Genomic DNA, 13,462 nt, shown 5'->3' with positions numbered 1-13,462 from the left:
TGCCTCCTCAAAAGTCCAGACCGCGCTGTTCATTTTTGTGCCCCACATCATGAGAGGCTACAACAATGGCGTGCCAGGAGCCGATCAGTTCGTTGTAGGCGCGGGCTTCTTCGGCCCACTTCTTGCGTTCGCACAAGGTATACAGGTGGTAGGCCAGTTGGCGGATTGCTTCGCCTTTTTCCGGCATTTTGGCCAACAGCTCACCGGCGACGGATTCGCCGCTATTGTTCAGGCGGCGGATCATTTGGTGGCAGGCTTCCCAGATGGGGGTACGATCGTCTTTGCTGGGATCCCAGTCGGATTCGTACTCAGACCATTTCAGCAAGCGTACTTTGCCGCTCCCAGATTCGGCCACGCCAGCTGCTTTGACGCCATCCACGCTGGTACCCTTGGCGCGTGCCAACGTATCAGCTTCGCCAAACTGACCGGCGCTCCAGCCATACTGTTCAAACCAACTGGAGCAGAACTGAGTGTCGGCATCGAAGCTGCCGGAATCCGGGCTCAGGTATTCAGTAATAGCGCGGTTGATTAGCACTAGAGCGTCGTGCACGCTCATACGGGTGCCATCCTGATTCAGCACAGCCTCGTATTTGGAGTAAATGGCCATTCCTGGGCCAATAGCGGATTGAGCGAGATCCACAGGGGCAATCGGTGTTTGGCCGGTCTGGCCGCCAATCATGGTCTCCAAGGCTTCGGGCATTTCTTCCCTGAGCTGGCGTTGGAAGTCTCGGCGGGAAATGGAATCGTTGCTAGCTTCGCGCTTTCGACAGACCAAAATTATTGACGAGGCTAGAGCATTCATAGCTACTTTCACCCCTGTTGGTCTTTCTGTGCGCATAGGCCAAGTGCCATCAATTGCATACCCGGAGTTAATTACTGCCTCCAAAAACGTTTCCCAACCAGTACTTGATGTGCTGTCTGCGCTAGTTTCAGCCTGCTTGAAGGCGTAGTAGATAGTTACGGGAAAGGCGGGATGAGCTTGTTTTTCTATGTTGCTAATAGCTTGACTCATGCCATTGAGGAAAAACTCTTCCGCCTGTTCAGATGATCCATGCCGATAAGGAGTAGCAACCAACTCCTCAGCCTTTGGCGCAGCCATAGTTCCAAAAAGCTCTGGAAACGTATTTCGGAGAGACCGGCGCATCCATACGTAAAAAAAGTCCGCTAGATCTGCATAACCGATATTGTCGTAATACGGCGGATCCGTAGAGATAACTTTATTAGCACTTATCGTTTGTGTTTGAGCATCCTTCTGGTTCACGCTCCCAAACCCAGTAGCGGGGACATTGGCCAAAGATTTGCTCATTGAGTTGGTAGTTAATGCGAAGTCTCCTGCTGCTCCGGCGAATGGATTAACTTCCGGGAAGTCCCAATTCATCGGGATCGCCTGCCGACTAAACAGATTTACTGATTGCTCTCGACTCTGAGACCATACCGCTAATGCATTGATGGTGTTCGTACTTCGACTCACGGCCATACCTAAATAAGTTGCTATAGCGTTTCCATATGCTGTAGCTCCAGTACCGCCTTGGGCTAGGCCCTGGCTGTCATCCGGTAGGCCGGCGGCTTTGGCATCGGCAATAGCTTTTTCCCGCGCCGTTTCCACAAGACCTGATAGGGTAGTCAACGCCACGAGTTGGCGGGAGGTGAAAAGGTCGCCAAAGGTATTGAGTCCGTAGTTTGGGGTTTTGAAGTCTCTCGGGTTTACTGGTAGAGCGTGCTCCGGCTTCCACTCTGGTTTAGCGGACCGAGAAACTTCTATCATTTCCTTTGTTGGTGACAGGTAAACACGACCACGAGAGCCTTCAGCAACGACAGCCATCAGTCGTTCACCAATACGGCGAGCTTTACCTTCTTCACGTATATACTTAAATGGCATGGAGGTTTGCGACATGATGCAAGTTGCACCTGTTCGTCTGACTGTGCGCTCCAGGGCGTTAGTAGGCTGCTTACCCATTCGCACTTCGAAGCGGTAATCACCACCGTCGATTACCGGCTCGACCCATGCTTCTTTGCCTTTCTTACTTGACAGCACAAATGAACGTACCAGCGGTACATTCACATCACTGAATGCCGGGTTAGGGCTTTTTACCGTTCTGGCCCAAAGCCATGCAATGACCGTCAGTTCTTCGCCTTCATAAATTTTCAGATCAGGTCTCTCGGAAACCATTTCCGAGGTGACTTTAACCTTGGGGTAGAGGTGACCAATGCGTTTAAAGGCTTCCTCGCGCATCCAGTACCCATAGCGGCGCACGTCTTCGGCCAAGCCTTTGGCACCGGTCCAATCTTCAAAGGCGTCGCTGGTCGCTGACTTTTTGGTTTGTTTGTCGGATTCTGGCCTTGGCCCAACCGGCTTCTGCCCTGCAAACTTGGGTGGGATTTCGATCATCGCTTTATTGATCATCACCGCTACCGGGTTCAGATCGCTGGCATAACTTTCCAATCCCAAGCGTTGGGCTTCCAGCGGAATGGCACCGCCCCCCGCAAAGGGGTCGTGAAAGGCAGGAAGTTTGTCTGGATTAAACAGTTCCGCTGCCTGTGGGTGGTTACGGTTGAGGTGGCAGGTTTCACGCCAGCTCTCCCAGATAGCCTCACGGGCACGACCAAGCACTTCTTCGTTGTTGGTGTTTTCCCACTTCACTAGGTCACGGATGATCTGGAACAGCTTCTCGCGCTTGAGCTCCGCCTCTTTCTTGTTTACCCCATAACCCAGCTCGCGCTGGTAGCCGGGATCGTTCACCAATTGAGCAAACAACACAGCCCGAGCCGCTGCCAGTGGACGACGTGCCCACCACAGGTGCAGAGTGCTGGGGTGGCCGTGCCGAATAGACTTCTCGCGGGCGGCGGCGACGTTAATGTCGTCCAGCGGGAGGGCCACTTCGATAAGTTTTTTGGGCGTTTTGATCGCAGTCATAATATCATCCGGTGTTAAAGCGCCGTCGCCAGAATATGGCGAAAGGGTGAACGGTTCAGAAAATCAGCGAGATCGCTGGGCGATGTGTGCAGCACTTCCAAAGCACCGGCAAACCATTTTTGGCGTTCGTCCACCAGGGATGAGTCTTTGTTCAGGCCAAGCATATCCCGTGTCTGATTGACGTTATGTTTTTGCTTGCGGGTTAATGCGGCGACTGGCTCGATTGTCCCGTCGGTAGACAGTGACCAGTGGGCATTGCAGCCTGGCGCAGGCTCTATGGGTAGCAGGCCATCCTTCTTTTTCTGCCCACAGGTTTTGGGGTTAATGCAGCTGTGGGCATAGTTCGAATAGGTAAAACACAGTGACGGGTGTGCGTGAGGACCGGCTTTGGGTTTGATATGGTCGACTTGACCTTCTTCTTCTGAAAGTTTGCGCTCACAGTAGGCACACAGCCCCTGTTGGTCTTGGTTCAGGGCCTCTTTTACCTTTCGTTTAATCGGGTGGAAAGCCTGACTATCCCAATCTGCTACTGAAGCACCAGGGGTTTTCGTTAAATAGAGATGCAGAGTAGGTAGACCTCCTCGGCGATGTTGCAGCTCAACCACAGTTAAGACTCCTTACTCTTTTTTCGTTCTGCCAGAAAGCGCCATGTGGTCAGGTCACTTTGATGGAACTCGTAGCCTGCGTTTTCCAATTTGGCATGGATTTCCTGCGCCTCTGTGGAGGCTTCTTGCCCAGCCCTTATCAATTGCTCAAAGGCCCGGATATCGTCCTGTAGTGGGAGCTCAGGTTCTCTGTGGGTACCCATAATCTGAGCCAATGCATCACCGGATTCGTGAGCAAGCGGACTGAATTCTGGTATTTCAACCGCTATCCCGCTTTCAACGGATTTCAATACACGTATGAAACCACGGGCGACGGTTGTCAGCACCTGAGGGCTATGTGTAGTGACGATGAACTGCACCTTAGGGAAAGCCTCCTGCAATTGGCCTAGCACCACTTGCTGCCAGCGCGGGTGGAGGTGCATGTCCACTTCGTCAATCATCACCACACCATCAGAGTGCCGGGCCGCATCTGCTCCCAAATGCGGATTGAGCTTGACACACCGGTAAGCGATATCTCCGATCATAGCCAATACGCTTCTTATTCCATCGCTGAGTTGCTCCACATCAAGAATGCCTTGGTCTTCATGGTGCAAGATCAGGGACTTCTCTCTCGTAATGCTGTACTCAAGCGTGTGCCAGCCGGTAAGCGGCTTTAAAAATGTATCGACCGCCTCTTGTACGACACGCACCCTGTCTTGCGCTTGTTGAAGATCCTCCGGTTGATGTTTGCCTTTCAGTTCTTTCAGTAGTTGTTCGTTCAGGCTCTCTGAGGCCCATATGAACCACTCTTTAAAGTGCTTGTAAGTAGAGGCCGGATCCAAACAGTTTTGATAGGCAAAGGTGCGAATATAGAAGTCTGGATCCTTGGTGTCGTCTTTACCTTTAACTTTCTCCATCAGGCGCTTTTGTGCCCACAACCGTCCAGTTCCGTAGTACCCAAAGACAGGGAGATTTACTGTTGACTCCCCCGGTTCCCGTATTTTTGTTTGGATACGACTGGCCCACTTCTTCAGTTTCGACGTGGCACCACTATCTTTGGTCTTGGTGGATTTAGCTTCACTATCCCGATAACGAATCCAAGTTTGATTGTCACCCGTTCCATAATCACCGCTGATTGCCACTTCGGTGGGTAATTGGCGCGCCATATCGTTGTCTGACATTCGCACCATTCGTACATCATTAACGGTTATGCCGTTACCTGGATCGTTGAAAGCAGGGCGAGCCAGATCGAAACTCGCCACATACGGCCACAGTGCTATACGAATGGCATCGAGCAATGTGGATTTACCTTGACCGTTTTCGGCGACCAGTACGGTCAGCTTCTCGTTGAGATCTAATTCAAGCTCAGAAAAGCATCGAAAGTTTTTTAAACGCAGTCTGTTGATTTTCATGCGTTTGACTCCTTTGGCTCTGCCTTCGATAGCAGATATTTGAGTTCATAATTAACCGAAGGCACACCAAAATCCGGTTCGGTTGTGAAGGGGTTTTTCACGTAAAACGGCCCTTCGTGGCTGTCGCCATCCACAATGACGATGGCGAGCCAGAACTTGTCGGCCTGATTAAGGGCGTACAAGATCTCGTTACGGCTGACAGTAATGGTTTCCTGTCCTTTGGCGCGACCTTTGACTTCGATATGCCGATCAGGCAGCAATGAACCGTCCGGCTTCGCCGGGAGCCTGGCCGTAAGATCCCAGCCGCACTTCTCGGCGGAGACATCCTTAACTGTATGCCCCAATGCCCGCTCATAATCTGTAACGGCCTTCATGGCTATTTGTTCGATGTGCGCGCGAGCCTGGGCATCGGCGACAAAGGTAGTTTCGCCCTTGCGCATGGCCAGTAACCCTTGAGGGATGACCAGAGCACCGCCGATCACGACCGGCGTACTGGAGACCACGCTTTTCATGGCTTCTAGTTCTCTCTTGCGCTGGTTCAGGCGTTCGGTGAGTTCATCGACTCGGCGACGGGCCATCTCTGGCTGCATGCGGGGCTGTTTGCCTGCAGTTACATCGTCGGTGAGTTTGATGTACCGGTCAGACCAGTAGCTGATTTCCTTCACCAGTCGCTCGTGTACGGCAGCCAGAACCTTGTCGGCTTGCGCCTCCCGACGGCTTTTAACTTCCTGATAGTGCTCCGGCACCAAGTGTTGGGAGGCGTGGTTCAGGGCCAGGCCTTCGAGGTTGCCAGTGATCCAGGGCGCGTTCAGGACGTCCTGAATCAGCTTATGGTCGTAATCGTCGATGGGCTGTAAGTCGAGGTGAGGCGCCCAGCCGGCATGGGTGGTATTACCATGCTGATCAATCTCCACAAACTGCAGTCGACGGGAGGCAACGGTGGATTTACCGCTGTCTTTATCGCCGCCGTCGCTCATGCTCTCGCGAATGGTGTGATCCACCATGAACAGAATTTTCGGCTCAGTGCTTTCGTCGTTCGGGTCTACAAGCACGGCACCCTGCTTGAGTTTGCTGCGGTGCGCCTGAAGAATTAGGTCCGTCGCGGCGTGCATCAGCGGATGACTTGGATGGATTAAGTCGGCCATGGGCTTGCCCGGCACTCGGACAAGCTGCTTTTCAAAACAGATTCTTTCGTACTTTTTCAGTACGGGAGTACGGCTTTCGCCAATAATACGGTCCCGCTCACGTATAGCTGCCGGCACATGGCGGACCTCGTAACGCCCTGCCTCTCTGGGACGCATTTCTCCGCTCAGCGTCTGAAACGCCTCAGTAAAGAAAGCGCGGATGAAATAGGGCTGGAGCTTACGTGCTTCGGCCTTTTCCATCTCCTCTTTAACAGCATAAAGGTCTTCCAATGACATGTGCTGCTCGACGAGGGCATTACGGCGTAGGATTTCCTTCAAGTGATCGGTATCCAGCGCTCCGTCGATCACCTGATTGAGCCTGTCCTTAACCTCGGGCGATTCACCGTAACGAATCGCTTCGATAAGCAGGTCTTTCAGGGATTTGTTCTCGAATGCCTCCCCCAGAATATCGAAGACCTTACCGCCCAGCGCTTGTTTTTCGATTTCCAGCTTGTCAAACAGCTTCTGGAATACATCGCCTTCCCGGGTTTCATTGGCGACCAGGTTCCACAGATGGCAAACCTCGGTTTGGCCGATCCGATGAATACGGCCAAAGCGCTGCTCAAGCCGGTTGGGGTTCCAGGGCAAGTCGTAATTGACCATGAGGCTGGCGTTTTGCAGGTTTACACCTTCGCCGGCAGCATCCGTCGCCACCAGTACCAGCACGTCGGGATTGTTTCGGAATTCTTCCTGAGCTTTGCGGCGTTCGTCACGGTTGGTACCGCCATGAATGGTAATCACGGCACCGGGGTCACCCAGTAGCCCACTGATGCGTTGGACAAGGTAATTCAATGTGTCCTTATGCTCGGTAAAGATGATGAGCTTGCGGCGGCTACCACCGGCGGTATACATCTCGGGCTGGTCTTGCAGCAGATGGGAAAGCTCTTCCCATTTTTTGTCGTTGCCAGACTGCACCACGGTCATAGCCTGGTATTCCAGATCTTTCAGGATGACGATTTCGGCTTCCAGTTCCGGAATGGTTTCGGCGGCAGTGGCTTGATCAACCACCTGATCGACCACCATTTCGTACTCTTCGGCGCTCAGCTCTTCATCCATCTCATCGATGTTGTCAGGCACATCAATTTGTTTGGTGACCTGATATTCGCCCAGGGTTTCCGCCACGCCATTCCGGCCAGCCTTTTTAAGCCCTTCGCCCCGTGCGACCAGCTTCATTTCGTCCAAACGGGCTTCCAAGCGCTTCCGGCGCCGTTTCAGCGACTGGTAAATGGCTTCGGGGCTGGACGCCAGTCGGCGCTGGAGCTGAGTGAGGGCGAAGCCAACGGTGCCTTTACGCTTACCATCAAGATTGTCCGCACGGTTCATTTCGTTACGGACGTAGTTCGTCACTTCGGCATAAAGTTCGGCCTCGGCATCAGACAGCTCATAGTTGGCGGTATAGGCCCGACGTTCAGGGAAGAGCGGAGTACCATCGAACTTGAGCAGCTCTTCCTTGACCATGCGACGCATCATGTCGGAGACATCGACCTTATGTGCGCCTTCACGAAATTTGCCGTAGAAGCGGTCACCATCCAGCAGGGAGAGCCAGATCTGAAAGTCTTCCTCCTTGCCGTTGTGGGGCGTTGCGGTCATCAGTAGAAAGTGCCGGGTTATGGAGCCCAGCATTTCACCGAGTTGGAACCGCTTGGTTTTGTTGACCTTGTTGCCAAAGTAATTGGCTGAGAGCTTGTGTGCCTCGTCGACAATGATCAAATCCCACTCGGTGTTTCTGAGCTTCTCCTGGAAATCCTCATTGCGGGAGAGCTGGTCCAGACGGCAGATAAGCTGGTTGGCTTCGTCAAAGAAGTTGCCCGACGCACATTGTTCCTGTTTTTCACGGCTGAAAATCTCGAACTGGACGCCAAATTTCTCCAGCAATTCATCCTGCCACTGTTCGGTGAGTCCGCCAGGAGAGACGATGAGGATCCGTTTGGCATCCGCACGCATGAGCAGCTCACGAATCAGCAAGCCAGCCATGATGGTTTTACCCGCCCCGGGGTCGTCTGCCAGTACGAAGCGCAGGGGCTGACGGGGCAGCATGGCCTCATACACTGCTGAAATCTGGTGCGGCAATGGCTCGACGTTGGATGTATGCACAGCCATCATGGGGTCGAACAGCGCGGCCTGAGTGATACGGTAGGCTTCAAGGCCGAGCTTAAAGTCAGCGCCCGGAGCATCAAAGGCCCAAGGTCGGCCTGCTTCAGCCAGTTCCAGGCGTGCTTCGTCGGAACGGAAAAGCATCTGTTCGTTCAGGCGGCCCTGAGTGTCCTTGTAGTAGATGGTGAGAGCATGCTCACCGACCGGTTCAGTTTGTACGACCCGGACAATTTCGCTGCCTTGGATGCCGCGAATTTGGGCGTCTTTTTTGATGTCTTCCAGTTTGATCATTCAACGTCTCCCCATTCCATGGTGGATATCACAGCCTGGTCTTTGGTGTGGACTTGGTCTGTCGATGGAGATTTAAAGCCAGGCGCAATGACCAGGTTCTCGACGCCGTAGAGCGTTTGGTGATTACGCAGCCACAGATGGTACTCGGCACCCTTCAGGCTATGGTCTTCAGAACAATCGATATTCCACCGGCGCAACACATAGCCAGCGACCGCTGCCCGCACCTGCACTTTCAGCATGCCCTGGTGCATCCCGTATTCATGCTCGATGGTTTCCGCATGCTTTAGTTGCGGGTGGGGTACCAGGTGCATTTCGACGATGCGGTTCCACTGGATATCCGCTTCTTTGCTTTCGTGGCTGCCTAGAAGCTTGTCTTTCAGTAGACGCGGCTTGGTAATGCGATTGATAACGAAATCGGTAAACCGTCCTCGTTTGCGATCGAATGCTCGGACATGCCATCGAAGGCCGTTGTCGACTAATGCAAACGGTGCGATTTCTCGGCTGGTTGGGCCACTGGAGAGCGAGCGATACTGTATGTGCAGTGCTTTTTTCTGGTGAATTGCCTGGCTAACGGTCGCCAGAACATCAAGTTGCGGAGGATTGAGCTGGGTGGGGGACTCCGAAGTAATCAGTGGGCGGTGGGTGCCGACATAATCATCGCCCAAACCCTGGCCGAGCGCGGCTAGTACCTGGCCTTGGGAACAACCGAATAGAGGCGTGAATTTTTGAGATGGATTATAGATTTTAGCTTTGGTGTCGTACTCAAGATTGTCAGGCGCCAATTCTTTATATAGCGATAAATCTCTTGTTGCCGCAGCCGCCTTGACGCCAAACCGACTAGCCAAGTCAGCACGGGACACCGCACCAAGGAAGCGGAGCCGGAAGTCTATGTGAAACAGGCGTTCCTTCTGGGCCTGGCTGATGTCTTCCAGTTTGGCCTTGGCCATCTACGCACCTATCAGTCAATGAGGTATAAAAGGAATTTCAAATACGTAATGGTAAAAAGTGTGCCATATTGCGACGATTTTGCATATAGGTTATCATCAAAAAGATTGCAATAATGGTTTATGTTGTTGAATAACAAGTAATTATATTGTCGTTTCGGTATTATTTGTGGCTTTTGGTACTCATCAAACGCCGGCTGAAATAGATGAGTGAAGGGAGGGGTATGGCGAAGACGCTGGAAGAAATACTAGACGAGGAAAAGCCAGAGGTGGTCTTAGGCGCCTTTCGGCGAGCGAATGAGATGCTGGGCGAGCTGGAGCGCAATACTTTGCAACAGGCAGAGGGTTTTCAAGCTCCCGATTCCCACTCCCACCAGGACTGAAACAACTCATCACCACCCGGCGCATAGGTGTGAACCTCCCGGCCATTCCAATCCAGCGCCAGAACCTGCAACGCAGCCTGTTGCAGTTCGGTATCCAAGGCCCTCAGCCGGTTCAGCTCGAATGGCCAGCGGCTGGCGTTATATAGGCCAAGCAGGAATCGCCGGATATGCCGGGCCTGGCCACCACCGCTGTGGGCTGCGTCAATCAGTAGTTTTAACGCAGGAAGCCCCGACTCCTCCCGCTGTTGCCTCCGCTTTTCTTCCTGTTCCAATAAATGGAGAAAGCTGTCGGGAAGCATGGCTGTTTTGTCCATCATGTGCATAACCTCATATCGACCTCACGATTATGCTGCCATGGACGACGCGGTAGGCACGGCTCTCAAACTGCCCGTTTTGGGCAAGAACACCGGTTTGCCTCTGATTTATTTCTGACCGCCGCTCTGGCGGGGTGCTTTTTTCCGGAACTTACGCTCCAGGAACGTTTCCAGCCGATCGGCGTTGCGGTAGGCCATACCGCAGATAAAAAGTACGACCGCGACAAAGCTCAGGAATGCAATCAGTGTGGCAGATAGGTTCAGCATATTCAGGTCTCCAATGGTTGATTGCCCTTTCAGGGCGCTTTGTTGGTTTCAGGCCGCAGCATCGGCCAGTCTTTGTTCTTTGGCGACAGACGCAATCAAGTGCCGGGAGCAGCTCAGCATCTCCTGGATTTCGCTGTAGCTGTGGCCGCTCTTGAGAAGGCTGGCGATGTGTTGCCTGCGCTTCAGGTCTGGCTGCCGCCCCTGGTACTTACCCTCCGTTTTTGCTTTATGGATGCCCTGGAACTGCCGACGCCGACGGTCTTCGTAATCTTTGCGGGCCACGGCAGTCAGCATGTCGAGCATCATGGCGTTGACCGCTCGCAGAATGGAGTCGGTGAATCCGGTCTCGTCTTTCTTTTCCAGGGCGAGCCAACTGGTCGGTAATTCCGGGGAGACGATGGCCAACCGCTTGGTGGCCAGCTTTTGCTTGAGGGAGTCCCAGTCACTCTGTTTGAGGCGAGCCAGCCGATCAATTTGTTCGACCAGAACGATGTCGCCCTCACCGGAATCTGTGATCAGCTTCATCAGCTCGGGGCGGTGCAGTGTAGCGCCGGACACGTTCTCCACGTAGAAAGCCGCAATGCGCTGACCGTGGTTAGCGGCGAATTGCACCAGTGACTCCCGGGCTCGCTCCGCATTCTGTTCTTGCGTGGATGCCCGAAGGTAGGCTCGAATAAACATCGTCGGTTCCTCAGTCTGTTATAAGTGGTTCTCTTTGGCCGGTCTGGTTTAGGTGGTTCTGGTGGCCGTTACCGGGTTCGAACCTCTGGTTCTCCTAATCTGTACCCATAAGGAACCACCTCAAGAGTCGAGAAACTCCCCGAACGGATCGTCCGCTCGATAAATCTGGTTGATTCTGTCGTCATCGAAGAAGCCCTCTGTACCGCCATTGCTCCCATTGCCGGAAGTTGCCTTGTTGCTCGCGCCGGTTGCCTCCTCATCACTGCCTCGACTGAACGACGCCATCTTTTGTTCGAATTCAGGAAACGTCATTTCCCCATCGGGTCCCTTGGCGGAAACCGTCTTGTAAGCATCGACTGCGGCCAGTGTGAAGCGAGTGAACAGTGCGACCATCCAGAGCGCGAACAATAGATACCATGCGTAAAGCGCAGCATCGGTACCCCTAAAGGCGAGCTCCACAACGCCGATCCCGGCGAGCCCCACTGCTACTGATTTTGCCACTCTCACCATGGCATCAGTCCCCGATAGTTCTTTACTTCGAAGCTACCAGAACCTGAGAAAATGCAAGTTTTGCCCGGCGTCAGGCCGCTGTGGCTTGCCCGGCCAGCCACGGCAGTTTCACCTTGCTGTAGGCATCATTCGTCATCGCCTTCAAATCTTCCACGTCCAGGCGTGGAACCAGCAACGCCGTGCCTTGGTATCGAGCTCGCGGGTAGTCGGATGGCTGGAATACGCCATGAGGGAGGTCGTCCTCATCGCCCAGCCACTGTCTGAGCCGGAGATCGATACACCAACCCTGTTCGAGCTCGACCCAGCAATGGGGAGCAGTGGTCATTCGGCTCAGTCGGTCCTCCGCGTATCCGATCCGGCATTGATGGAAGATGCCTCGCTCGCTCAGGGCATTGCTGATCACAAAAGTCATGTAGACGCTATCGACTCTAAGGTCCTCCAGCGGCAGCAGTGCCAACTCAAGTTCATCGTGCCAGTCACTCATGGTCGGGCTCCCTGAACATCAGCTGTTGGCCCTTTTCATACAACACCGGATAGGGGAGCGGCTCGCCGTCCTGGATCACGGTGTTCGGTGGAAAGTACATCACTATCCAGGGAGGCATGCCGGCGCTGACAGCGCCATAGAATTCATCTACAGGAAAGGTGAGTTCATGGCCGGACTGCCGAAATACCAGTCGGGAATATTTCTCGGGGTGGTTAGCAGCGATGTTGTAACTGGCTGCTTCACCGCCGATTACATAGCTTGGTGTCTTCCAGTGATTCGGTTGTTGGATGTTGTAGGCGATGATGCAGTTGCTATCGGCACAGCCATATCGCTCGGCTGTTACCGACCACAGCATGAGCGGGTGCCCGTCAATCTCCGGCGTCTTCACGTCTGCGAGTTTCGTTGCCGTAATTGCCATCGATTCGGCGGCCTGGGTGATGGCCTCATCTACGACCGCAACATAGTGGTCATAGGCGTCATCCTCGTTCGCCGCCAGTGATTCCGGCATCCAGCCCATCAGGCTGGGTCTTGCGGAGGGGTTGCTCGGCGTCATCATGATATCGGTGGCGTTAAATAACAGTGTCTGGGTGCCCGTAAGATGACGAAGCGGCGCATCTAATGAGGTGGCCAGACTGGCCAGGTCGAGGGCGCTTACCAACAAACCCTTTCGATACGAGCGCGTCCCGTCTGGTGAATCCCGCAGGTCCTGATCGTAGACGCCGCCGGCGCGGGCCAGATTCAGTGCGCGGGATGATTCGTCGTCATAGTGTCGAGGCATGGCAGCGCAACCCGCGAGCGCGGCTGTAGTTACAGCAAAACAAATGGTCTTCAACTTGGTCATTTTGAACTCCTGCGTTTTCTAAAATACTCGCACGAAGTTTCAAATATGCAAGAAGAAAATAAAAAAATACCTAATAAAATCAAAGGTTTGTTCTGTCAGTACAAACTTCGATGTATCAGCAGTGGTGCATCGGGAGTGACGCTCTTGCTAGACTTGCCAGAAGGTTTTTTTCGGTTTAGACGAGGTGTTGGTAAATCGGAAAAGGATCAGAAATTCCCATTTTCCCACTTATCCCAGTTTATAATCATGGGTTGTAACCGATTGGGCCAATCAGAGATAAAGTTTCTATCCATGGGTAGTAAAATGGGTAGTATTGGGCGAAGATCGATGCAAAAACTAAGACAAGCGTCTGTTTTTAAAGAATTTTAAATTATTATTCTTCGAGCAGGTGCAAAACATCGAATAGTTTTTTCACCCGTCCAAGAATGTCTTAGAAGCCCTGTTATTTACTTGTAAATAAAGGGCTTTTTTATTTCCCCCGTCCAAATCGGTTTGCAGATGTCCGTTACCAGTTGCTGTTTAAGTGGTGGGCAAGACCTGTTTTTTTGACTCAATAAGC

12 protein-coding genes are annotated in these 13,462 nt (G+C 53.1%); 1 reads left to right on the top strand and 11 read right to left on the bottom strand.

All coding sequences use genetic code 11. The features are described from left to right. Positions 1-7: 7 nt before the first annotated feature. The 11 genes from AC566Q_RS25015 to AC566Q_RS24965 form a co-directional block, all read right to left on the bottom strand. Positions 8-2,914 carry a DUF1156 domain-containing protein gene (locus tag AC566Q_RS25015; protein ID WP_499612274.1) on the bottom strand — a complete coding sequence of 969 codons (2,907 nt, stop codon included), beginning with the start codon at positions 2,912-2,914 and terminating at the stop codon, positions 8-10. A 14-nt stretch (positions 2,915-2,928) separates the two neighbouring features. Further along, positions 2,929-3,519, bottom strand: coding sequence for a retron system putative HNH endonuclease (locus AC566Q_RS25010; protein ID WP_142947827.1), 591 nt, complete (start codon positions 3,517-3,519; stop codon positions 2,929-2,931). Positions 3,520-3,521: 2 nt separating this feature from the next. After that, a complete protein-coding gene (locus tag AC566Q_RS25005) occupies positions 3,522-4,910 on the bottom strand; it encodes an AAA family ATPase (RefSeq protein WP_499612272.1) in 1,389 nt (462 codons plus the stop codon). Next, positions 4,907-8,479 carry a helicase-related protein gene (locus AC566Q_RS25000; protein WP_499612270.1) on the bottom strand — a complete coding sequence of 1,191 codons (3,573 nt, stop codon included), beginning with the start codon at positions 8,477-8,479 and terminating at the stop codon, positions 4,907-4,909. Before AC566Q_RS25000 ends, AC566Q_RS25005 begins: the two co-directional genes overlap by 4 nt. Next, the gene (locus AC566Q_RS24995; protein WP_499612268.1) at positions 8,476-9,426 is read right to left on the bottom strand and encodes a helix-turn-helix transcriptional regulator; all 951 of its coding nucleotides are present in this window, start codon (positions 9,424-9,426) and stop codon (positions 8,476-8,478) included. Before AC566Q_RS24995 ends, AC566Q_RS25000 begins: the two co-directional genes overlap by 4 nt. 346 nt (positions 9,427-9,772) lie before the next feature. Beyond that, on the bottom strand, positions 9,773-10,123 hold the full coding sequence (locus AC566Q_RS24990; RefSeq protein ID WP_499612266.1) for a DUF7673 family protein: 351 nt from the start codon (positions 10,121-10,123) through the stop codon (positions 9,773-9,775). A gap of 105 nt (positions 10,124-10,228) precedes the next feature. Continuing rightward, the gene (locus AC566Q_RS24985) at positions 10,229-10,387 is read right to left on the bottom strand and encodes a hypothetical protein (protein ID WP_475311915.1); all 159 of its coding nucleotides are present in this window, start codon (positions 10,385-10,387) and stop codon (positions 10,229-10,231) included. 48 nt (positions 10,388-10,435) lie between these two features. Then, positions 10,436-11,068 (bottom strand): recombinase family protein, encoded by a 633-nt coding sequence (locus AC566Q_RS24980; protein ID WP_499612264.1) that lies wholly within the window; start codon positions 11,066-11,068, stop codon positions 10,436-10,438. A 120-nt stretch (positions 11,069-11,188) separates the two neighbouring features. Beyond that, entirely contained in the window at positions 11,189-11,578 is a 390-nt protein-coding gene (locus AC566Q_RS24975; protein ID WP_499612263.1) for a hypothetical protein, read from the bottom strand. A gap of 70 nt (positions 11,579-11,648) precedes the next feature. Further along, positions 11,649-12,062, bottom strand: coding sequence for a hypothetical protein (locus AC566Q_RS24970; protein ID WP_289125175.1), 414 nt, complete (start codon positions 12,060-12,062; stop codon positions 11,649-11,651). Beyond that, positions 12,055-12,903 (bottom strand): hypothetical protein, encoded by an 849-nt coding sequence (locus AC566Q_RS24965; RefSeq protein WP_499612261.1) that lies wholly within the window; start codon positions 12,901-12,903, stop codon positions 12,055-12,057. Before AC566Q_RS24965 ends, AC566Q_RS24970 begins: the two co-directional genes overlap by 8 nt. A 45-nt stretch (positions 12,904-12,948) precedes the next feature. On the opposite strand from AC566Q_RS24965, the gene AC566Q_RS24960 reads away from it, so the two are divergent. Then, on the top strand, positions 12,949-13,272 hold the full coding sequence (locus tag AC566Q_RS24960) for a hypothetical protein (RefSeq protein WP_499612259.1): 324 nt from the start codon (positions 12,949-12,951) through the stop codon (positions 13,270-13,272). Positions 13,273-13,462 lie beyond the last annotated feature (190 nt).

Source organism: Alteromonas sp. H02, from assembly GCF_059682525.1.
Note: the sequence above shows the minus strand (reverse complement) of the source record. Positions and strands in the feature narration are given on the sequence as shown.

Excerpts from the sequence above, each read along its gene's own strand:
- AC566Q_RS25015 (WP_499612274.1), bottom strand. The coding sequence starts at position 2,914 with ATGACTGCGATCAAAACGCCCAAAAAACTTATCGAAGTGGCCCTCCCG.
- AC566Q_RS25005 (WP_499612272.1), bottom strand. The coding sequence starts at position 4,910 with ATGAAAATCAACAGACTGCGTTTAAAAAACTTTCGATGCTTTTCTGAG.
- AC566Q_RS25000 (WP_499612270.1), bottom strand. The coding sequence starts at position 8,479 with ATGATCAAACTGGAAGACATCAAAAAAGACGCCCAAATTCGCGGCATC.
- AC566Q_RS24995 (WP_499612268.1), bottom strand. The coding sequence starts at position 9,426 with ATGGCCAAGGCCAAACTGGAAGACATCAGCCAGGCCCAGAAGGAACGC.
- AC566Q_RS24990 (WP_499612266.1), bottom strand. The coding sequence starts at position 10,123 with ATGATGGACAAAACAGCCATGCTTCCCGACAGCTTTCTCCATTTATTG.
- AC566Q_RS24985 (WP_475311915.1), bottom strand. The coding sequence starts at position 10,387 with ATGCTGAACCTATCTGCCACACTGATTGCATTCCTGAGCTTTGTCGCG.
- AC566Q_RS24980 (WP_499612264.1), bottom strand. The coding sequence starts at position 11,068 with ATGTTTATTCGAGCCTACCTTCGGGCATCCACGCAAGAACAGAATGCG.
- AC566Q_RS24975 (WP_499612263.1), bottom strand. The coding sequence starts at position 11,578 with ATGGTGAGAGTGGCAAAATCAGTAGCAGTGGGGCTCGCCGGGATCGGC.
- AC566Q_RS24970 (WP_289125175.1), bottom strand. The coding sequence starts at position 12,062 with ATGAGTGACTGGCACGATGAACTTGAGTTGGCACTGCTGCCGCTGGAG.
- AC566Q_RS24965 (WP_499612261.1), bottom strand. The coding sequence starts at position 12,903 with ATGACCAAGTTGAAGACCATTTGTTTTGCTGTAACTACAGCCGCGCTC.
- AC566Q_RS24960 (WP_499612259.1), top strand. The coding sequence starts at position 12,949 with ATGCAAGAAGAAAATAAAAAAATACCTAATAAAATCAAAGGTTTGTTC.